This window comes from Bacillus sp. FSL E2-8900 (assembly GCF_037966225.1).
GTDB lineage: Bacteria > Bacillota > Bacilli > Bacillales > Bacillaceae_G > Bacillus_A > Bacillus_A cereus.
The window spans coordinates 2,572,416-2,594,602 of record NZ_CP150193.1 but is presented as its reverse complement, the minus strand read 5'-3'; the positions used below and the strand labels follow the sequence as shown (position 1 = coordinate 2,594,602).

Sequence of the window (22,187 nt, the reverse complement as noted above, 5' to 3'; positions counted from 1 at the left end):
ATACATGAATATTCTCAATGTTACAAATGGTTTATACCTTATAGGATTACTATGGGAAAGGATGTGAAATATCCAAAAAGAAATCATTTTTTATGATGAAATAAAAAATTTTAATGAAGAAAAAGTTATTTCATTATTTTCAAGTTTCGTTAAAGTGCATGTATTTATAATCACTATGAGACAAGGAGCAGAATCCGAAAAAATTTTTGTAAATTAGAAAATTGCATTTCAAAAATAAGTTAAATGTTTATGGAGGGTTATATGAGCGAGAAAATTTATTACTGGTCTCCGATTAAGCATTGGGAGAAGTTGCATAATGAAGTTTTGATAGGGGAAATGAGATTTACAGGTATTCTGTCTGAGTGGTTTCCAGATTTTTATTTTATGGCTCAAAAAGGTGTGAAAATTAGTGAACTAGTAGAGCGCTTTTCGTTAGGAAATGTAGAAGAGACACAAAAAAACATAGAGCTCATGATAAAAAATCGTGTGTTAGTAAGTAATATATTACACCCAAGAGAAGTATTTTCTTCACAAGAAAAGATTTTTTCAAATCCATATAGCAACCAGATTCGCTTTTCTAAAGAAAAGTTAGATAAGTATATGAGTAAACAATTAAATCGCACGCACGTTGCTGCACGGTCGACCGAAATTCAACTTGAAACAACAAATGAGCTACCTACTATAATCAAGGAACGTAGGTCTTGTCGTCAATTTGATATGGAAAAACATATTAGTTTTTCGGAATTTTCCCGATTCTTATCAACTCTAAAACAGGTTAGGGAAGAAAAAATATACTATCATTACGCAAGTGCAGGCGGGCTCTATCCCATTGATATCTTTGTTTATGTAAAACCAAAACGTATAGAGGATATGAAAGCTGGATTTTATTATTATAATCCATCAAAAAATAGTCTTGTGATTGTAAACAACATTGATCAAGTAATCAAAAGTGATCATGAGTTAATTAATCAGGATTTATTTACTCAATCTGCCTTCTCAGTTTATTTGGTTTATAATGCGAACGCTTCCATCCCGAAATACGGTTCAGATGGATATTTATTTGCTTGTATTGAGTCAGGCATTATCACTGCTACCTTAAATATGGTTGCTGAGACATTAAATTTAGGGGTTTGTTCAGTTGGTCATATGAAATTTGAAGATATTCAGCAATTTTTATGTTTGGATAGTCATCAAGTGTTTCTCCATGGGCTTGAAGTTGGCTTGAAAATTAACGAGTAGAAGAAATGAATATTAGGGGGATAAAGATAAAAATGCACATTAAAGATCGAAGTTCGATTCATGAAAATAAAGAAGTAGAAGCGTTTTGGAAGGAGCAATTATCTTCCGAGATTCTCGATTTTTCTGTATTTAAATTTAATAGCGATTACCAACTAAATAAAGAAACACCTTGTGAATACGTTCAAGTCATAGTGAATGTAGAATTTAGTAAAAGTATACAAAAAATAAGTAAGTCTCAAGATTTATTATTATTTAGCTGGTTTCAAGCCGCTTTAAGGGTTTGTTTGGCACATTATACAGATCAAGAAAGAATTACTATTGGTATTCCTATAATTGAAAAGAATCTTGAACAAAGTGAGAATCTTAATAAGTTGATTCCTTTAGGAAGTGAAATCCAGCCGCATCACACCTTTAAACAATTAGTAAATGAGATTGAACAAACGACTTTATTCGGGTATGAAAATCAGGAGTATCCGCTCTCTGAATTATTAGTTAAACACAATTTAACTCCTTTTCAAATTGTAATCGGGATGGAAGGATTACATAATGAAAATTCGCTAGAAGAATACGCAGAGAATAATTTAGCCCTATGGATACGAAGAAAATGGAATGAAATACATAATGAATTTGAATTTCAAATTTCTTGCAAGTCCCGTTCATTCTCTTCTTTGCAACAGTTTGCCAATTCGTATTGTTATGTTTTAAAGCAAGTTTCACAAAATCCGAATTTGGCATTGAAAGATATTTGTATTATTGCAGAAGAAGAAAAAGAGTTGTTAGAAGGATTGAATACTTTTCAAACAGGCATAGACTTGTTTCAATCATTTCAAGATTTGTTTGAAGCGCAAGTATTAAAAACTCCAGATCAAATTGCTGTTGTTTGTAATGATCAATCTTTGACATATAGAGAATTGAATAAGAAAGCGAATCAATTGGCTTCTATTCTTCAAAGTAAAGGTGTTTCAAAAGAAAGTATTATTGGCGTTATGGTAAATCGGTCATTAGAAATGATTATTGGTATGATGGGGATTTTAAAAGCAGGAGCAGCGTATTTACCAATCGACCCTAACTACCCAACTGAACGAATTGAATATATGTTACAAGATAGTCAAGCAAAATATTTACTTAGTAAGCGAACAGAGGAAGTATTGCCACAATTTGCAGGTGAAGTACTGTATCTTGATAAAGAATATCTTTTTCAAGGTGAAGAAAGTAATTTAGTACGAGAACATAATCCTAATGATTTAGCTTATGTTATTTACACATCAGGATCGACAGGAAATCCAAAAGGGGTAATGATAGAACAAAAATCGCTAGTTCATTTTTTAAATGTAATGAGAGAAAAAGTAAAAGCTAATCAATCATTCTTGTTTCTTGCTAGTGTATCTTTTGATATTTCCTTGTTAGAAATATGTCTTCCTTTAACGCAAGGTTCAAAAGTAGTAATTGCTACAGAGGACCAGTTTGCAACAAAAGAATTGGCTCATTTGGTCAAAAAACATAAGGTGGATTTATGGGAATCAACGCCATCGCGAATGGAAGTGATTTTGAGTGATCCAGAAGGGGCGATTTTTCTAAAAGATTTAAAATCTATTTTATTAGCAGGAGAATCATTTTCCATTGATTTGGTTGAAAAAATTCGTTGTATCAGTGAAGCAACAATTTTAAATATTTATGGTCCCACAGAAACAACCATTTGCGCAACAGTAAAAGACTTGAGCACTTCCAAAGAAGTTACGATTGGCAAACCTAACCCGAATTATCATTCCTATATATTGAATAAGTATGGCCAATTAAAACCATTTGGAATTCCCGGTGAACTCTGCATTGCTGGCGTAGCGGTAGCACGAGGGTATCTTGGTAAAAATAAACTGACAGATGAAAAGTTTGTACCGAGTCCTTTTGCGGCAGGGGAAATGATGTATCATACAGGTGATCTCGTTCGTTGGTTGCCTAATGGAGAACTTGAATATTTAGGTAGAATGGATCATCAAGTGAAAATTCGGGGGTATCGGATTGAATTAAGAGAAATCGAAACTCAATTAAGGGAATATCCAGAAATAAACCAGGCTATCGTTGTTGATCAAGTGTATGGAAATAGGAAATTATTAGCTGCCTACTATGTATCGGATAACAAGGTGTCTTTTGATGAAATCAGAAAATATTTAAGTGATAAATTACCTGAGTTTATGATTCCTGAAAAAATGATTCAGGTAGAAGAGATTCCATTGAATCCAAATGGAAAAGTGGATAGAAAAAGATTGTTGGATATAACACAAACGGATTATGTATCAATTCCATACGTTGCTCCGCGCAATGAAATTGAACAAAAATTAGTGCGTGCATGGGAAAAAGTTATGGAGATCGAGGGAATCGGTATTCATGATAATTTTTTTGCATTAAAAGGAGAATCTATTAAAGCACTTCAGGTAATTAATTTATTAAGAAAAGACGGCTTAAAAATAAGTACAACAGATTTTTTTAAGCACCCCACAATCGCTCAACTGAGTTCTTGTGTAAAGCTAGAGCATAAAGAGGAAAACCTTGAAAGTAGACCAACTCATGTTAAAGATTTGTCTAAGCCATTTTCCTTAACAGAAGTTCAGACAGCGTATATGATAGGACGGAATTCACAGTTTGAATTAAGTGGTATTTCCCCTCAAACATATTTTGAATATGAAACAGCTTTGGATATCAATCGTCTTTCAAAAAGTTTTCAAAAGGTAATTCATCGTCATCCAATGTTGCGAGCTGTAATTTTACCAGAGGGAAAACAGCAAATATTACAAAGCGTTCCTGATTACGAGATTGAAATAGTGAGTCTCATAGATTTAGATGATAGGAATCAACATGCTCGCTTACAAGAAGAGCGTTCTCGAATGACTAACCATGTATTCCCTTTGGGGCAATGGCCTTTGTTTGAATTGAAAGCTTTTCTTTTAAAAGAAGACACGTATTTATTATGTTTTCGATACGATGCTTTATTAATGGACGGAGCAAGCATGAACATTGTTGGACAGGATTTGTTGCATTATTATTATAAACCAAATCAAAAATTAGAATCTTTATCTTTTGATTTTCAAGATTATATGTTTATCTATGATGAAATGGAACAAAGCGAAGAATATAAAACAGCAAAAGATTATTGGACAAGTAAGCTTCCTGACTTTCCGTTTGCACCTTCTTTGCTGTTAAAAAAGGATCCAGCAGAGATTGCTACTCCTAAATTCCAATCACTTACAAAAATCCTGGATAATAAAAAATGGACAAAGCTACGAAAGTTAGCACAAGAGAAAGAGGTAACGCCTTCCGCTCTACTTTGTACAATATATGGTGATGTGTTGGCATATTGGAGTAATCAACGTCGATTAGCAATTAACTTGACTGTATTTAACCGTTATCCTGTTCATGATGAAGTAGAACAGATTGTTGGAGATTTCACATCACTTATTTTATTGGATGTTGATGTAAAACCAGAGCAAACTTTCTTTACTAGAGTAAAAGAAACGCAAGCTACTTTATTAGATGGCCTTGAACATCGTCATTACGATGGAGTTAACTTTATTCGAGATTTTACTCGATATCATCAAATGACGCCAAAAGCAGTTATGCCAATCGTTTTCACCTCGATGTTAGCAGGTGCAGGTGCTTTCTCTTGGGAACAACTTGGTTCTCTTCGCTATATTCATGCTCGGACTCCACAAGTGTACTTGGATAATGTAGTAATTGAAAAAAATGGAGAGTTATTAATTAGCTGGAACTATGTTGAAGAGTTGTTTGATGTTGATGTAATAGAAGCAATGTTTTCCCAATTTGTTGACTTATTGGAACAATTGGTGAAACAAAGCGATATAACATCTTTGCAGATGAAAGAATCGGATCAAACTTTAATTAAGCAATACAATGAAACAACAGAAAAAATACCTTCAACTACTCTGTATCAATTATTTACAGACCAAGTAAAACGTACACCGGATGAAGTAGCAGTGGTATTTGAACAAGAATGGTTAACATACTCGGAACTTCATAAACGTTCTAATCAAATTGCCCACTTCTTAAAAGAGCAAGGTATTGGTCTAGGTGACAAAGTGGGTCTTTTAGCAAAAAGGCGAGTTGACACAATTGTTAATATGTTAGGTATTTTAAAATCAGGTGCCGCTTATGTTCCGATTGATCAAGATCATCCTTTAGATCGCCAAACATATATTTTAAAAAATAGCTCATGCAAGCTTTTATTAGAACCTAGTCTTTATGAAGAAAATCATTTGTCATTTTATACAACAGAAGATATACCCGCTATTGCTGGTCCAGAAGATATTGCCTATATTATATACACTTCAGGAAGTACAGGAAAACCAAAAGGAGTAATTATTACTCACCAAGCGGTTACAAATACTATTCAAGACATAAATCAAAAATATGAGGTGAATGAAGATGATCGTATTATTGGTATCTCTTCCATGTGTTTTGACCTATCTGTATACGATATTTTCGGAGCTTTAAGCACAGGTGCAATGTTAGTAATGATTCGTGATCCGAGAGACATGCAAGAATTAATCCGCACTGTCGAACGTAGAGGGATTACAATTTGGAATACAGTGCCTGCAATCATGGATTTGGCATTGGAGCAAGTAGGTTCTCATTTTGAATATCCTTCTTTACGTTTAGTTTTACATAGTGGAGATTGGATTCCGCTTTCTTTACCAGAAAAAATAAAACGACATTTTCCGATTGCAGAAGTAGTCTCACTAGGAGGGGCAACAGAAGCATCGATTTGGTCAATTTATTATCCGGTCAAACAGGTGGAATCACATTGGAATAGTATTCCATACGGGATGCCCTTGGCAAACCAAACGTATTATGTGTTGAACTATGAAAAGAAAATGTGCCCTGTTGGTGTAATTGGAGATTTATATATCGGGGGAGTGGGCCTTGCTAAAGGATATGTAAATGATGAAAAGAAAACAAATGAAGCGTTTGTGTCACATCCTGATTTTGGTCTTATATATAAAACAGGAGATTGTGGAAAAATGCATTCTGAGGGATATATTGAATTTTTAGGCCGCCAAGATTACCAAGTGAAAATTCAGGGATATCGAGTAGAGTTAGAAGAAATCTCTCATTGTCTTCTAACTTATAAACAAGTCGAACATGCTGTCGTAATTGATCAAACAGATGAGAACGGAATAAAATTTTTAGTTGCATATGTGGTAACTGAGCAAAATATTAGTACAACAGAACTACGAAAGCATTTGCGAGATCACTTGCCAGATTATATGATTCCTTCTTATTTTGTTTATTTGGACCAATTACCCCTGACTCCAAACGGGAAATTAGATAGAAAAGCGCTCCCTACTCCGGAGAAACAAAAAAATAAAGTATTTATTGCCCCAAAAACTGAAATGGAAAAAATATTAACTAGTATTTGGCAAGAAGTACTCAAAATAGATCAAGTTGGAGTAAATGATCATTTCTTCGCCTTAGGTGGAGATTCGATAAAAGCGATTCAAGTGTCCGTCAGACTGTATCGACAAGGATTCGAGCTTGAACCAAAAAATATATTTTCATTTCCTATATTAAGGGACATGGTTCAATTTGTTAAAAAGCTAGACCAGTTTTCAAGTTCACAAACAAATGATGTAAACATAATGAACGATAATAAAGCTACATTACTAAATGTTAAAGATAAACAACTTAATCAACATACACTTAACAAAATACAAGAAAAAATGCCGGATATAAAAATAGAACGTATTTACCCGTTAGCACCTTTCCAGGAAGTTATTTATGAGCATGCTACGAATGAACCTGATACAAATGCATATTTTGAACAAACAATTTGGGCACTTGAGGGGGAGCTGGATATTAAACTCTTTATTCAGTGTTTCCAACAATTAGTTGATCGTCATGATTCTTTAAGAACAATAATTGTGCAAGATGAACAAGCAAAACCTTGGCAAGCTGTTCTATATGATGTTCAAATAAATTCAGAAATAAAAAACTTGATTGAGATGACGAAACAAGAACAGCAAGAATTCCTAAAACAGTGGATGAATGAAAATTTAAGTCGAGGATTTAAAAATGATGAACTTATGACACGTCTCTGTATATTCCAACTAGGTAATAACGAGCATAAAGTAATTTGGAGTTCCCATCATCTATTATGTGATGGTTGGAGCGTCAGCATTTTGATAGACGAATTATTCCAGCTCTACGAAACTACAAATGCCGGAACTACGGCGGGGTTACCCATGGTAAAACCTTTTGAAACATTTATAGATTGGACTTTGGCACAAGATCATGAGAAAGCACGTCATTTTTGGCGAGATTATTTATCAGGATACAATCAGAAAATTAGTATTCCTAAAAAGAAAGTCCCATCTAAAAGTGAAGGGTTAAACTTCGCTTTTATGGATTTAACATTAGACAAGGATTTGACTGATCAGTTACAGACATTTGTAACTAAAAATAATATAACTATGAATACGGCATTACTAGCTGTATGGGGAATATTGCTTGGCAAATTCAACGGAACGAGAGAAGTAGTATTGCCTAATCTAGTATCAGTCAGACCTCCCGAAGTAGAAGGAATTGAAAATATGTTCGGTCTGTTCACAAATGTTTTGCCTATCCGATTAGCATGGACAGAAACGCAATCTTTTGTGGACTTCCTGCAAAAGGTACAACTAGAGACATTGAAATGTAATGAGTATGCATACTATTCATTTGTTGATATACAAAAGCAAAGTGAATTAAAAACTGAGTTGACTGACCATCTTTGGGTTTTTGAAAACTATCCAACTAATCCAGCAATCTTTTCTTCAAATGAAAACAGACATTTTGCTATCACGGATTACGAAGTTGTTGATGAGCCACATGTAAAGTATGGAATTATGTGCTTCCCTGAAGAAAGACTTACAATAAAGTTTGGATATGATCAAACGGTATATGAAACAGAGAAAATACAGGAAATATTAAATCACATCCAGGGGTTAATCAACACGATTCTTCAAAATCCAATACAAACAATTTGTGATTACAAATTATAAAAAATGAAAAGGCGAGCAAGAACTCGCCTTTTTAAATAGAATAGGAGTAAATCAAATGACAAAAAAATTACAGTTATCAGCCGAAGAAATGCGTCAGTTAGGATATCAAGCGGTTGACTTAATTGTTGATCATATGAATCATTTAAAAAGTAAACCAGTTTCAGAAACGATTGATAGTAATATTTTTAGAGACAAGCTAATTGAAACGATTCCGGAAAACGGATCTAATCCAAAAGAATTACTTCATTTTCTTAATAACAATGTGTTTAATCAAATTACTCATGTGGATCATCCTCATTTTATGGCTTTTGTGCCAGGTCCTAATAATTATGTTGGTGTATTAGCAGATTTTTTAGCAAGTGGGTTTAATGTATTTCCTACAGCTTGGATAGTAGGTGCAGGTGCCGAACAAATTGAATTAACGACAATTAACTGGTTAAAATCAATGCTAGGATTCCCTGATTCAGCTGAAGGATTATTTGTCAGTGGTGGTTCCATGGCTAATTTGACTGCACTTACTGTAGCGAGACAGGTCAAGCTGAATAATGACATAGAAAATGCGATTGTTTATTTTTCTAACCAAACTCATTTTTCTGTAGATCGAGCACTTAAAGTATTAGGTTTTAAACAGCATCAAATTTGCCGAATTGAGACAGATGAAGACTTAAAAATTTCAGTTAGTACTTTAAGAAAACAAATAAAAGAAGATCGATTAAAAGGGAAAAAACCATTCTGTGTTATTGCTAATGCAGGGACAACGAATTGCGGAGCGGTGGACTCCCTCGATGAATTGGCTGATGTATGTGGTGATGAAGATATATGGCTACACGTGGATGGGGCTTATGGGGCTGCAGCAATTCTCAGTGAAAAAGGAAGGGAGTTATTAAGTGGAATTCATCGTGCCGATTCTTTAACGTTAGACCCGCATAAATGGCTTTTTCAGCCTTATGATGTCGGTTGTGTACTTATTCGAAATAGCCAATATTTAAGTGAAACATTCCGTATGATCCCAGAGTATATTAAGGATACAGAAACTAATATAGAAGAAAAAGTGAATTTTGGGGAGCGTGGAATTGAACTTTCTCGTAGATTTAGAGCATTAAAGGTATGGCTTTCTTTTAAAGCATTCGGAGTTACAGCTTTTCGTGAGGCAATTGATCATGGCATTATGCTAGCTGAACAAGTTGAAGAGTTTTTAAGGAAAGAAAAAGATTGGGAAGTAGTAACACCTGCCCAATTAGGAATTGTTACTTTTCGTTATATTCCATGTGAGCTAACATCTACAGATACAATTCATGAAATAAACAAAAAATTGGTGGAAGAAATTAATCAAAGAGGATTTGCTATGCTAAGTACGACTAAATTAAAAGAAAAAGTAGTAATTCGACTTTGCTCTATCAACCCAAGAACAACAAAAGAAGAAATACTTCAAATCATGATGAACATAAAAGCATTAGCAGAGGAAATAAACACATCGCCTAAACATCTTATATCTGTTTCTCAACCTTGATATATTAGGCGGATTTTACATATTAATAGCCGATTCTTATTTAGAATCGGCTATTATATTTAAATGATAAATACATATATACTATTTATAAGTGTTTCTCTTGTAATGGGATTAAGCCTCAACCTTGGATACTCGTTTGAAACCAGTCTTTATTGCTTGTACTATTTCGTTCACAGCATAAATAGATACATCGGCATTTGGATTTAACCCTTCAAACCAGTGATAGGCATTTGGATATAAATGAAACTCCACATCAACACCAGCTTGTGCTAGTTTGCTTACATAGGTTAATGTTTCGCTGCGGAATGGATCTAATTGACCAACAAATGTGTAAGTATACGGTAAGTCACTATAATCCTCAGCTCGAGAAGGTGCTGCATAGGCAGGGATTTGATCCGTTCCATACATTTCTCCTAAATACATTTTCCAGCCAGCTTCATTTGCCTTTTGGTTCCAAACAAATCCCTCTTTAATTTCATTCGCTGAAGGTGTATCATTTCTGTCATCAATCATTGGATATAGTGGCATTTGTAAACAAATTGAAGGATATTTTCGATCTCGTGCTAATAATGATAATGCTGCTGTTAGTCCACCGCCAGCGCTTACTCCTGCAACCCCAATTCGATTCGAATCAATTTTTAATGACTTTGCATTATCAGCAATCCATTTTAAAGCTGAATAACAATCCTCAATTGGTGCTGGGTAAGGGTGTTCAGGTGCTAAGCGGTAGTCTACAGACACGACCACACAGCTAGCTTCTTTTGCAAACCTCATACAAGTATCATCGTTATCATCTATAGACCCTAAGATATAACCTCCACCATGTATCCATAATAAGACAGGTAAAGATTCATGATTTGATTTTGGACGATAAATTCGTAATGGTAACGGATTATCATCAGGCCCAACAATGACTTTATCTGTTAAAGAAAGAGAGTCATCAACAACGGTAGGTGGTCTCATTTGAGCTATTCCTTCTCTGATTGATTGCAAATTTTCTGGGCGTAAATCGAGATCCGGAAACATCTCTAACCCTTGTAATAATTCTGGATTTACTCTAGTTTTCATTTTAGCACCTCTATTTGTAATTGTTTTCAAATAAATGAAGTGTATTCTATGTAGTTTAATTGTGAAAGAACACCACAATTAAATTGTAAATTGGATATGTTATAACGGTCAACAGAATATTCGGAAATTAAAACCTTTCTCAAGAAGGAGTTTCATGCAATCAATAATACAAGTAGTGGATTTAAGAGCAAAGAGGTTTAATGTCGTTGTAATTATGTACATTAGAAAAATTTCTTTTTGAGTCTAGAAAAGGATTAGATTCTTTTCTAGACTCATGAAGAATTAGGAAAAGCAAAATTTTATAGATGGTTATCTTAAAAATAAACAAAGAGAGAAGAATTAACCAATGTTCTTCTCTCTTTTTCATATGTAATTAGGGTATCCATAACTGTAAATACGGATGGTATAGATTAATGGATGAATAATTTATTTTTAAATTAATAACGTAATACATAAAGATTTTTGTATGTAATATTGCATATACAGGGACCACTGGTGAAAATGCTGAGCAATGTTTTTCCATATGGTAAATTAGTTCCTTAGTTATTTATTTTATTTCATTTTCAATCGTGTAAGGCTTGGGGCTAAGATTTACAAAGGTGACTAGTAAAAAATATAACAATACAAGTATAAGATTTTGTACTTAGTAATCTCGCGATTTAAGGCATGACATTGGATAAGTGTGGGGAGTTCAATCGATTTTGAATAAAATCAATAGTATCAGTTGCAATTTTTTTACGTTTAAGAACGATCCCGGCATGCCCGCATGTATAAATATATCGTGGAGGTCTTTCCCAAGATTCCCACAAGTAGTCTGTATCCTCAGAATGCACATATAGATCATGCTTACCTGAAATTAATAAAATATTTTCTTTTTTTACTTTTGGCAATGCTTGACTCGGTTCAGTGATTTTCCAATAATCTATTAAATCATCATACGTAACACCATGATGTTCCAAGTCTTCTCTAATAAATTTACCTGGAGTTGTATTCCAAATCGAATAAGAAAGTCGATTTGCATAGAAAATGGATGCTAACACATCAATTTCTTCTTCAACAAGAGAGGTTAAGTTAGTAATAAATCCGCCTAAACTAATTCCTATTAGAATCAGGGGCCCCTTTTTATTTGCTTTAATCCATTTAATCAAAGCTCGTAAATCAGCTACCGCTTGTCTAGTTGCTTGTAATGTTCGTTCAATATTTGCACTTACCATATACTCTCCACTGAATAAGGATTGATCGGGTTTTCTTTCAAAATGATAGGGTAGAGTGAAATAATACATATTCCACTTCAGGCTGGTCATATGATCGTGGAATATTTTTTTCACACGTTCGTTAGAATCCATTCTCCAACCGTGAACAAAGATAACATGAGGTGCATTTTCATTTTTATGTAAGAATAATTCCCCAGTTACAGAGTCGTTGCGTGAATCACCGGATTGAACCGAGCTTTTATATTTGAATTGCCCAACCATGTATTCCTTTTCCTGTTTTGAATGCTTAATGTCAAAATGAATATAGGATGGTTTTACTTTATAAAAAGATTCTATGTCCTTTATATTTAATGAAGTGTTAGATAGGGAAGTATACTGAAACGCTACACTTCTTTTTTTGTGTAAATCATATAAGGCGTACCGATCAATGAGTTTTGAAAAAATCAAATTAACCTCCTCCAAAATACATATTGTTTAAAACCTGGACAAAATTTATGTTGTAAATTAATTATAAAATATTCTCTTTTCCTAATAGTAGGTGATAAATTTGTATATCATATTATAAAGCTTGCAATAAAATAAAACTATAAATATATTATACTAAAATCTAAAAAGCAAGTTAATATTCTTATTCATATAAGAGAATATTAACTTGCTTATTTTCGTATTAAAAGATGCACCTTTTAAAGCGACGTGATTTGTATGAGATACAGTAACTATATTAAAATCCCTATTATAGATATCCAAATAGGTTTCTCTATATTTATTGTATAGAAATTACACAGTAAATATTTTTTGTGCTACATATATTAAATTAATCTTAACCTTTATATAAATTTATTAAACGGAATAACTCCTTACCAATATTCAAAAACGACTGCATTTTTGAATTTGTGTTCTAGTTTTTCTGGAACAGGTAAATAACTACACATAAACTCCTTATATCTCTAGTTAAACTACCGATTAGCTCCATATAAACTCTAGATAACCTATATAGAATACAAGTTATCAAGGAGGTAAGAAAAATGAATTTTATGAAACGAGCAATTCTCAGTATGAAAAAAAGGATAGGAACATCATTAATTTTGATGGCAGTTTTTCTGATTGTTACAAATTTGGTTCTTTCAGGTTTCACAATCCAAAATGCATCAAAAAAAGCAGCGGACGCTGCAAGAAAAAAACTTGGTGCAGATGTTACTTTAGGTCTTGATTTCGACAAAATAGGTCAAAAAGCTAAGGAAACTGGAGAAATGCCAAATCCGCCGCAGCTCGATGCAAAAGAAACAGATCAATTAGCGAAGTCCAAGTATGTAAAAGATTATAATTACATAGCTAACACTTTCGGTATTTCTGATGGGCTTAAACTAGTAGGAGCTTCAGAAGGAGAAGAAGAAGGAAAAGGTAAAGTGGGAATGACGGCTGCGCGAGGCGGTTCAAGCTCTGGTACAGAAATAGATATGAATGCTTCTTTTATGATTGAGGGAGTTCGCAAGACTGCATTACAAGAAAGCTTTAAAAACGGAAAAAGTAAAATCATTGATGGAAAACCAATTACAGAGCAAATGAAGGATCAGAATGTAGCTTTAATGGAAAAACGATTAGCGGAATTAAACAATTTGAAAGTAGGAGACAAAGTTAAAGTGCAATCAGGGGATAAGAAGGAAACCCTTGAGGTTGAAATTATCGGTATTTACGAAACAAATGAGCAAGGAATGGGTCAACAGGCTCCTCCTATTATGGATCCAGCTAATAAACTATATATGCCGCATTCAACTATGAAAAAATTAGAAGTAGACCAAGGTATAAGTAGTGTTCAAGTCGTGTATTTCTTGAATGATCCACAATATATTGATGCATTTAAAAAAGAAGCAAAAAAATCTAATATTGATTTTAATTATTATAAATTAGATGCGCATGATTCATTGTACAAGCAAATGATTGGTCCTATCGAAAATATCTCTTCGACTTCTCAAATGATCATTTATATTGTATCGATTGCAGGTGCGATCATTTTAGGATTAATCATTATGCTATCAATTAAAGGGCGTCGTAAAGAAATGGGAATTCTATTGTCTATTGGAGAGAAAAAGTGGAAACTGATGGCGCAATTCGTAGTAGAAGTAGTGTGTGTCGCTATTTTAGCATTTGGATTATCCATAACAACAGGAGCTAAAGTTTCTCAATATATCGGGGATAATTTACTTTCGAATGAAATTGCTACTGCAAGCGAAGAAACAGATACCTCGCAACATGGTACTGTAATGATGGTTGGACCCGGTGGTACTCTACAAAATCAAAAAGAAGATCCAATCGATAAAATTGATGTAAGTGTAACAGGAGAAGATGTAGGAAAAATGGGTGGAATTGGACTAGCTATTGCTATAATAGCAACGCTTCTTCCAGCATTATCTATTCTACGTTTAAACCCAAAACAAATTCTTTTAAAAGATGAATGAGGAGGCTCGATATGGAGACGATTTTACAGTTTAAAAATTTGGATTATTATTATGAAAGTAATGGGAAAAATGTAGCGATACTAGATAATGTTAACTTTTCTTTTCAAAAAGGACATTTCTACACGATTTTAGGGCCATCTGGATCTGGTAAAACCACAACTCTGAGCTTAGGTTGTGGACTGGATGTCCCTAAAAATGGTTATGTACTGTATAATGGCAAAGATATTAGAAAAATTGGTTTGGATCGATACCGTAATCAAAATGTATCTGTAATTTTCCAATCTTATAACTTAATTACCTATATGACCGCTCTTCAAAATGTCTTAACAGCAATGGAAATTACAGGTGTTAAAGTGCAAAATAAAACAGCAAGAGCATTAGAATTATTAGAGAGGGTAGGACTCTCAGAAGCTGAAGCGAAACGAAACGTCCTGCAACTAAGTGGCGGGCAACAACAGCGTGTAGCAATCGCTCGAGCACTATCTTGTAATGTTGATTTACTAATTGCAGATGAGCCGACAGGAAATCTTGACGAGGAAACCGCAATGGATATAATAGAACTGTTTCAAGAACTTGCACATAAAGAGAATAAATGCATTATTGTTGTGACGCACTCACAGGAGGTTGCTAAAAAATCAGATCGTGCAGTGTATTTAAGTAAGAAGAAGTTAGTCATAAATGAAATCTAACATAAACATCGTAGCTGTTTAATTCACATATTTTTCAAAAACTAGACCTTTCAAAAGCTTATATTTGATTTATAATAAAATCAAGCCATAATCAAAATGGTCTCCCTGTACTGAATGTTAAAATAGTTTGTCGTTCCCGTTTTAATAATATTTGAAAAAGAACTTGTAGAATATCCTACAAGTTCTTTTTATTATAATTGGTTACCTATATCATGGGATAATTACACATAAAAAACGGGACATTACCTAGATGTATGATCTAAATGCTGTCCCGTTTCCCTATGTATCTGTATAGTTATTGCAGAATTAAACCTACAATCATAATTAAACTAAATACTATCATCCAACCAAACGCGCAATAGCCAAAAATTCTAATCCATTTAGGTAATTGATTCATGTTAATTTTATTTGTGGGAACTCCTTGCATAGAAAACATCATTTTTTGATCTCTATCTCTATTATTTTGTTGTTCATACATAATATCATCACCTTTCCAGAACTATTGTGTTTATAGTATATCAGCCTAAAGAAAATTATGTACAGAATAAGAGGGGATAACATATATATTATGTGGTGAATTTTATAAATAAAGACATTTAATTGCCATGGTTCTAAGCGCTAATCCGTTATAAATTCTGAAAAAGAGCCCTACATAAATAGGAATCTTTTTCTTCAAATATTAAGTTGCTGGATATACATCAGAACCAAGGTAACGTTCTTTTATAATTTGAAGATGATGAAGCTCATGACCAGCAATGATGTATGCTAATGCACGAACTGTAACTTCAGAATTATTCGCATTTCCTCTTTGTGACCAAGCTTCTTTATCTAAGCTTCTAAGTAAACACAGGGTAGATTGGCGAACAACAATTAAATTCTCAAGAAGATTTTGCATAGATTGCTTATCAAAAGCAGCTCTAAGAACATACATATCATCATTATAGCCTGGAAGTTCTGCTGTCTCGCCTCGAGCGATAGATAGCAATCGATACGCCATAATCCGTTCTGTATCTGCTATATGACCCATTACTTCTTTTATACTCCATTTAGTAGGAGCATACCGGAAAAGTCCCTCACTATCAGAAATTTCCTTTAATAAGAGATTCGTTTCCTTCATTTGTTGTTCTAGAATATGTATGATATTTCCGTCTGATACCAAGTTGGTATACGTTGCATAATAGGAGCTATATTCACTTACTTGTGGTCTTATTTGCATACGAATCATCCTTTATGTTTAATCTTTACATATAGCTTATCATAAAAGAATTCCAAATTAATCTGAAAAATGGAGGCAAATATGCATTTTTCATCCTCCTTTTTAGTTTCATAGATGAAATGCATCTCAAATAAGAGAATCTAATTTGCGCTATGCGGAATTTCGTTTTTTTGCTGTTATAGTAGAAGATAAATATGTAAATTGAATACAGTTTGTCACTACTTATGATAATCGCCATTTAAGAAGCAGCATTTGTCCATTAAGTGAAAAACCTGTTAATAAGTTTATATTTACTACAAAAACAAACAAACTCGTCCTATTTAAAGGAGAGTTTGTTTGTTTTTGTGTTTAGATAATGGAATGCTCATGCGAAATTGTACACTATGTTCCATATTTTTTATTGAATACTTTATATCTAGCGTTTCAAGAATTTGTTTAACAATATATAACCCCAAACCACTTCCTCCAGTATTTCGATTTCTTGATTTTTCAATTCGATAAAATGGTTTGAAAATTTGTTGTAAATCTTCGTCTTTAATATTGACACCTGTATTTATAATTTGCATTTCGATTTGACCTTGTTTCGAATCCTCACTTAACTTTATATAGACTTTTTCATTATGTGGTGAATACATAACCGCATTGTGAATAATATTTTTACATGCTTTTTCTAAAAGAGCACAATCTGTATAAATAGAAAGGTCAGAATCAATTTCTTTTATTATTTCGATGCTTTTTTGAGAAGCAAAAAATTCGAGATCTTTTGTGATTGTACCTATTAACTTTGAAGGATTAACTTCCTCTACTTTTAGTTTGAAGGTGTGTTGTTCTAATTTCGATACGCTTAAAATTTCACGAACTAATTGTTCCATACTTTCAATAATTTGATGATTTTTCTTTAAATATTGATCGCGATTTTGATAAGGGCCAATATTGTAAATCATCCCTTCTAAGTAGCCTTTCATTACAGTAAGAGGGGACTTTAATTCATGTGCTACAATCGCAAAAAACTCTCTGCGTTTTGTTTCTATTTCTCTTTCTTTTTCAATATCATTTTTTAATTGTTCATTTGCTTTTTTTAAATCAAACATAGCTTGTTGTAAGTTAATAGACATGTCATTCAAACTATTAGACAATTCTCCTAACTCATCTGTAGAGCGAACCTCAATTTTTTCGGAGAAATCTAAATTTGCCATCTTTTGTGCACCTTCATTAATATAAATAAGTGGCTTTGTAATAAACCTGGAATAAAAATAAGCACTCCCTATACCAATTACGAGTACAATGATACTAATATAGGGGAGAAAGCGGACTAAAACCTGTGAAGCTTCATCAATCGGTTGAAATGTAGCAAAGACTATAAGCGTTAAACTACCATCTTGGAATTGAATTGGTTTCGTAACGTTATATGAATTGCTAAGGGTACTTGCATTCTCGAATCGTGTTGCTTTAGTAACTACTGTTTTTTGCGTACCACTTTGAATAAAAGAAAACGAAGGAGAGTAAATAATTACTCCTTCTTTATTTTGAAGATAAAGCATCGCATTATTTTTTTTTGCGTATTCATCAAAAAGTGGTATCGCATCTTGAAACGTAAGATTTTTAGACTTATCAATGATTTCGTTTATCCCTGTTTGAAGTTGATCTGTTTTATATTGCTCATAAAATGTAGGGAGAAAGAAGTATAAAGTTAAATAAATCAATACTGCAAAGGATAACAAAATGAGAGATGTAGTCATAAAGAGTTTATAAGTGATTTGCTTCATTTTCATGAGTTTCACAATACTATTCATCAATTTTATAACCAATACCCTTTATTGTTTTAATATAAGGGATAGCTAATTTTTTGCGTAGGTTTTTAATATGTGTATCAATTATTCGTGTTTCTCCAAAATAATCGTAACCCCAAACTTTCTCTACGATATTTTCTCTTGTAAGTACTTTTCTCTCATTTTGAAATAGTAGTTGTAGAATTTCAAACTCTTTTGTCGTTAATATAATTTCAACATCATTTACATAGACTCTATATGCATCCACATCGATACGAACTTCTTTAAATATCAAATGATTATTTACATTTTTATCATAACTTCTTCTAAGTACAGCTTCGACTCGTCTAATCAAAACATGAAATGAAAAGGGTTTTGTTATATAATCATCGATCCCAAGATCGAATCCTTTCATTTGATCTTCTTCTTCTTCCAACGCAGTTAGCATAATAATTGGTACGTTTGACTGACTTCGAATCATTTTAGAAACTTCAAATCCATTAAGATTGGGCATCATGACATCTAGAAGAATTAAATCAAAGGATTGCTTATTAAATTGTGTCATACCCTCTAGTCCATCTGAAGCGACTACCACTGTATACTGCTGTGTCATTAAAAATTGTTTAATTAATTCCTGAATTTCTTGATCGTCCTCAACCACGAGGATATGATAATTTTTCATAATATCACCTCTGGTAGTCATTATAGCCGTACAATCTGGAGTTTATGTGGAGATACAGTGGTAAACTTCATAGGACGTTTACTACCAAAAAGTATTATTAGCTATATTCCTTTTTTATGGAGAAATAATTGCTTAAAAAAACTTATCGTATGAATTGATGTACGATTAATATTTACGAAAAACTAATGTATAATAACGTGAATTGTATGTAGTTTCTTAAAATTATCGAAAATATACTTTTGCTTCTTTACCAAAAGAGGAAAAGGAATTTCAATATAGAAGAAGCTACTGTAATACTAGAGTGTGTGCCAAGAACTATGGATTTCTTTCATCTAGTTTTTATTTAATCGTTAATCACTACATAACAATGTTCTTGCTAAACTAAAAGTTTAAAGGTACAAACTTGGAGAGATTTATATAATGCTAGAAAAGTTGTGAAATGATTTGATGGGTTATAAAGCGATGCTGTTTGATTTAGATGATACATTACTTGATAGGGATAAAGCAGTAGAGGCATTATTTTTAATTGTTTTAGAAAAGTGTTATGAAAATGTAGATGGTGCGGCTAAAAGCAACATGTTACAGAAATTCAAAGAATACGATAAAAGAGAATATGGCATAAGTAATAAAACGACAGTTTTAGAATCATTGTTTGATGAATTCACGCCAAGGTATAGATTGCCACGCAATTACATCCAAGATTTTTGGAATAATAATTTCCCTAGATGTTTTTCAATAGACCTATTCATTTCTTAAATCAAATAAAGAAGCACTGTAAAGTTGGAATTATAACAAATGGCTCAACTCAGAGGCAAAAAGCTAAAATATTTAACACGAATTTAAATAGGTATTTTGAAACAATCATTATTTCTGAAGAAGTGGGATTTAGTAAACCTGATAAACGTATATTCGAACTAGCATTAAATAAGCTAAATGTACAAACGGAAAATACTTTATTTGTTGGGGATGACTTAGAAAAGGATATTGCTGGTCCTCAAAATGCAAATATAAAAGGTGTGTGGTTTAACCCTCAGAAAATCAAGAATACTACCAAAATACAACCATATGCCGAGATTAACACTTTGGATAGTTTGTTAAGTTATGTTACTCCACAATATTTTTATAACAAGTAAAAGTAATTCCATATATATATTCAAAAATATAAAAAAAGAGGAACTATCATTAATTTCATTGACCGTATTAGTAATAAAAAATATATATTTACAACAAAAAATAGAGGCCATTTTAATAGCTGAGGCTAATTTAATCTATGATTAATACGAAGTTTTGTAAAACAATTTTACTTATACTGTGTAAATTATAAAGGGGTGAGACTATGGAAATAAAGAAAGTAGTAATCGATGGAATCAATATTGCGGTCATTAGGAACGATAAGGTATTAATATCGGATGTTCAGTCTGCATTAGATACTATGGCAACAGTTCAATATGAGGTAGATGCGAAACATATTATTATCCATAAATCTTTAATAAGTGAAGATTTCTTTGATCTAAAAACACGGCTTGCGGGCGATATCCTTCAAAAGTTTATAAACTACAAGGTAAAGATTGCTATTGTTGGAGATTTCTCTATGTATACTAGTAAAAGCTTAAAGGATTTTATTTATGAATGTAATAAAGGAAAAGATATTTTTTACTTAGCAACTGAACAACAAGCAATTGAAAAACTAAGTACATTAAAGTAATAATTATATCCTGCTAAATTCCCCCATTTCACTTAGTTCACTTAGTTCATGATTATATACGATATAGAAGAACTGATGTTTGTGGTAAACTAAGAGGTGAATAAAGGGGGAGTTTTCTTGAACAATTTTAATGATACGATCCGAGATTTAAACAATATAGTTTACAAACCTAACAATTTAATGATTACGAATCTAAAAGAAGAAAAGCAAAACGCAGAATATGCAGGATGTTTATTCCACTTAAATAACAAAACCATTCGTTTTAGAAAATCAAAAGTTACTCCTAATAAAATTGGTCAATTTGTTTCTTTTTGGGAGAAAGATGAAAATATGCGAAATAGAGCTTTCTCTTATGAAGCTGCTCCTGATTTATTAGTAATCACTTGTATTGCTGATAACAAACTAGGACAATTTATTTTTCCTAAAGAGATTCTTCTTAAAGAAAAAATATTGAGAACACAAAGTCAAACAGGGAAAATGGCAATGAGAATTTATCCTGTTTGGGATACCACTGTTAGCAATCAAGCTAAAAGGAGCCAAACGTGGCAACTTCACTATTTTGTTGATTTAAGTGATATTAATAATTTGCCTATAGATAAACTATTAAATTTATATTCATAGCTTTTGATTTGCCCCAAAAAGAAGTAATTACAGAAAAGACATTTGTAATGACGCCTTCTATTAATTTACCTCGTGAATCGTAATTTTTGTACCGGTACAGTTAAATGAAATGTACATTGTTACAGTGCCCCTTAAAATTTACAATCAGCATATATTATTTAAACTTATAAATTTTTAAGGGGTGCTAATTATGACAAGTTTACAAAATCAGCTTTTCACAAGATTAAATCTTAAAAAACGTAATGAAGTAACGTTTGAAGAATTACCTACTATACTCTTTTCATTTGCACACACTATACCATTTGAGAATTTAGATGTTATAGCACGAAATACGAATCAAATCTCTCTGGAAAACTTACGAGAGAAAATTTTAACTAGTTCCCGTGGTGGACTTTGCTACGAATTAAATACTCTTTTTTACTATTTCTTAAGAGACTGTGGCTATGATGTACAACTGGCATTAGGTACGGTGTATAAAAACGATATAAATACATGGGCACTTGAGGATGGCCATATAACAATTATTTTAACTTATGATAATGTACAGTATTTAATTGATGTAGGTATAGCTTCGTTAGTACCTCTTGTTCCTGTACCTTTTACTGGCGAGTCGGTTTCTTCAAAAAATGGTTCGTACCGGGTGAGACGGAAAGATACGAGTAAAGGAAATTATGTTTTAGAAAGAATAGATGCTACTGGAGAATGGAAAGTTTGTCATGCTTTTTATAAACATATTATTGATGAGATAGTAGTAAATGATGTTCAAAGAAGAGTGATAGAAGATGAGAAATCTATTTTTAATAAAGGACCAATTGCAGTAAAGTTGACGAACTCTGGCCATATTTCATTAACGAATACAAGTTTAACCGAAATTATTCATGGGGAAAAAACTAAGCGTGAAATTACAGAAGATCAATATAAAGAGTTTTTATATACTTTATTTGCTATTAAGTTATGAATAATAAAGAT

Annotated in this window: 14 protein-coding genes and 1 pseudogene; 9 read left to right on the top strand and 6 right to left on the bottom strand. The window is 32.6% G+C overall.

Going from position 1 to position 22,187, the window contains the following annotated elements:
• Positions 1-261: 261 nt before the first annotated feature.
• The 3 genes from NST90_RS13235 to NST90_RS13225 are packed head-to-tail and all read left to right on the top strand — an operon-like array spanning position 262 to position 9,798.
• Positions 262-1,239, top strand: a complete 978-nt coding sequence (locus tag NST90_RS13235) for a SagB/ThcOx family dehydrogenase (protein WP_001290967.1) — start codon at positions 262-264, stop codon at positions 1,237-1,239.
• A gap of 32 nt (positions 1,240-1,271) precedes the next feature.
• Positions 1,272-8,288 carry a non-ribosomal peptide synthetase gene (locus tag NST90_RS13230; RefSeq protein WP_242316508.1) on the top strand — a complete coding sequence of 2,339 codons (7,017 nt, stop codon included), beginning with the start codon at positions 1,272-1,274 and terminating at the stop codon, positions 8,286-8,288.
• 55 nt (positions 8,289-8,343) lie between these two features.
• Positions 8,344-9,798: an aminotransferase class I/II-fold pyridoxal phosphate-dependent enzyme gene (locus NST90_RS13225; protein ID WP_000162820.1), complete on the top strand. Its 1,455-nt coding sequence runs from the start codon at positions 8,344-8,346 to the stop codon at positions 9,796-9,798.
• Between the two features lie 111 nt (positions 9,799-9,909).
• On the opposite strand, the gene NST90_RS13220 is transcribed toward NST90_RS13225, so the two are convergent.
• Together NST90_RS13220 and NST90_RS13215 are read right to left on the bottom strand one after the other, a co-directional pair.
• Positions 9,910-10,866: an alpha/beta hydrolase gene (locus NST90_RS13220; protein ID WP_046392782.1), complete on the bottom strand. Its 957-nt coding sequence runs from the start codon at positions 10,864-10,866 to the stop codon at positions 9,910-9,912.
• A 659-nt stretch (positions 10,867-11,525) separates the two neighbouring features.
• Positions 11,526-12,527 (bottom strand): alpha/beta hydrolase family protein, encoded by a 1,002-nt coding sequence (locus tag NST90_RS13215; protein WP_000577718.1) that lies wholly within the window; start codon positions 12,525-12,527, stop codon positions 11,526-11,528.
• A gap of 578 nt (positions 12,528-13,105) precedes the next feature.
• On the opposite strand from NST90_RS13215, the gene NST90_RS13210 reads away from it, so the two are divergent.
• Positions 13,106-14,536, top strand: coding sequence for an ABC transporter permease (locus NST90_RS13210; RefSeq protein WP_046392781.1), 1,431 nt, complete (start codon positions 13,106-13,108; stop codon positions 14,534-14,536).
• A gap of 11 nt (positions 14,537-14,547) precedes the next feature.
• Positions 14,548-15,225: an ABC transporter ATP-binding protein gene (locus tag NST90_RS13205; RefSeq protein ID WP_000447851.1), complete on the top strand. Its 678-nt coding sequence runs from the start codon at positions 14,548-14,550 to the stop codon at positions 15,223-15,225.
• Positions 15,226-15,520: 295 nt separating this feature from the next.
• Here NST90_RS13205 and NST90_RS13200 read toward each other — a convergent pair whose 3' ends face one another.
• The 4 genes from NST90_RS13200 to NST90_RS13185 form a co-directional block, all read right to left on the bottom strand.
• Positions 15,521-15,703, bottom strand: a complete 183-nt coding sequence (locus tag NST90_RS13200) for a hypothetical protein (RefSeq protein ID WP_000273238.1) — start codon at positions 15,701-15,703, stop codon at positions 15,521-15,523.
• A gap of 201 nt (positions 15,704-15,904) precedes the next feature.
• Positions 15,905-16,441 (bottom strand): DinB family protein, encoded by a 537-nt coding sequence (locus tag NST90_RS13195; protein WP_046392780.1) that lies wholly within the window; start codon positions 16,439-16,441, stop codon positions 15,905-15,907.
• A gap of 320 nt (positions 16,442-16,761) precedes the next feature.
• Positions 16,762-18,213, bottom strand: a complete 1,452-nt coding sequence (locus NST90_RS13190) for a HAMP domain-containing sensor histidine kinase (protein ID WP_002024224.1) — start codon at positions 18,211-18,213, stop codon at positions 16,762-16,764.
• Positions 18,214-18,226: 13 nt separating this feature from the next.
• On the bottom strand, positions 18,227-18,892 hold the full coding sequence (locus tag NST90_RS13185) for a response regulator transcription factor (RefSeq protein ID WP_000800739.1): 666 nt from the start codon (positions 18,890-18,892) through the stop codon (positions 18,227-18,229).
• Between the two features lie 447 nt (positions 18,893-19,339).
• Between NST90_RS13185 and NST90_RS13180 the strand changes: the two are divergent.
• The 4 genes and pseudogenes from NST90_RS13180 (at position 19,340) to NST90_RS13165 (ending at position 22,176) form a co-directional block, all read left to right on the top strand.
• Positions 19,340-20,025: pseudogene (locus tag NST90_RS13180) on the top strand (HAD-IA family hydrolase).
• 203 nt (positions 20,026-20,228) lie between these two features.
• Entirely contained in the window at positions 20,229-20,597 is a 369-nt protein-coding gene (locus NST90_RS13175) for a DUF4180 domain-containing protein (protein WP_000403462.1), read from the top strand.
• 117 nt (positions 20,598-20,714) lie between these two features.
• Positions 20,715-21,218, top strand: coding sequence for a mep operon protein MepB (locus NST90_RS13170; RefSeq protein WP_001058767.1), 504 nt, complete (start codon positions 20,715-20,717; stop codon positions 21,216-21,218).
• A 190-nt stretch (positions 21,219-21,408) separates the two neighbouring features.
• Entirely contained in the window at positions 21,409-22,176 is a 768-nt protein-coding gene (locus tag NST90_RS13165; protein WP_046392779.1) for an arylamine N-acetyltransferase, read from the top strand.
• Positions 22,177-22,187: the final 11 nt, after the last annotated feature.

Excerpts from the sequence above, each read along its gene's own strand:
- NST90_RS13235 (WP_001290967.1), top strand. The coding sequence starts at position 262 with ATGAGCGAGAAAATTTATTACTGGTCTCCGATTAAGCATTGGGAGAAG.
- NST90_RS13230 (WP_242316508.1), top strand. The coding sequence starts at position 1,272 with ATGCACATTAAAGATCGAAGTTCGATTCATGAAAATAAAGAAGTAGAA.
- NST90_RS13225 (WP_000162820.1), top strand. The coding sequence starts at position 8,344 with ATGACAAAAAAATTACAGTTATCAGCCGAAGAAATGCGTCAGTTAGGA.
- NST90_RS13220 (WP_046392782.1), bottom strand. The coding sequence starts at position 10,866 with ATGAAAACTAGAGTAAATCCAGAATTATTACAAGGGTTAGAGATGTTT.
- NST90_RS13210 (WP_046392781.1), top strand. The coding sequence starts at position 13,106 with ATGAATTTTATGAAACGAGCAATTCTCAGTATGAAAAAAAGGATAGGA.
- NST90_RS13205 (WP_000447851.1), top strand. The coding sequence starts at position 14,548 with ATGGAGACGATTTTACAGTTTAAAAATTTGGATTATTATTATGAAAGT.
- NST90_RS13200 (WP_000273238.1), bottom strand. The coding sequence starts at position 15,703 with ATGTATGAACAACAAAATAATAGAGATAGAGATCAAAAAATGATGTTT.
- NST90_RS13195 (WP_046392780.1), bottom strand. The coding sequence starts at position 16,441 with ATGCAAATAAGACCACAAGTAAGTGAATATAGCTCCTATTATGCAACG.
- NST90_RS13190 (WP_002024224.1), bottom strand. The coding sequence starts at position 18,213 with ATGAAAATGAAGCAAATCACTTATAAACTCTTTATGACTACATCTCTC.
- NST90_RS13185 (WP_000800739.1), bottom strand. The coding sequence starts at position 18,892 with ATGAAAAATTATCATATCCTCGTGGTTGAGGACGATCAAGAAATTCAG.
- NST90_RS13175 (WP_000403462.1), top strand. The coding sequence starts at position 20,229 with ATGGAAATAAAGAAAGTAGTAATCGATGGAATCAATATTGCGGTCATT.
- NST90_RS13165 (WP_046392779.1), top strand. The coding sequence starts at position 21,409 with ATGACAAGTTTACAAAATCAGCTTTTCACAAGATTAAATCTTAAAAAA.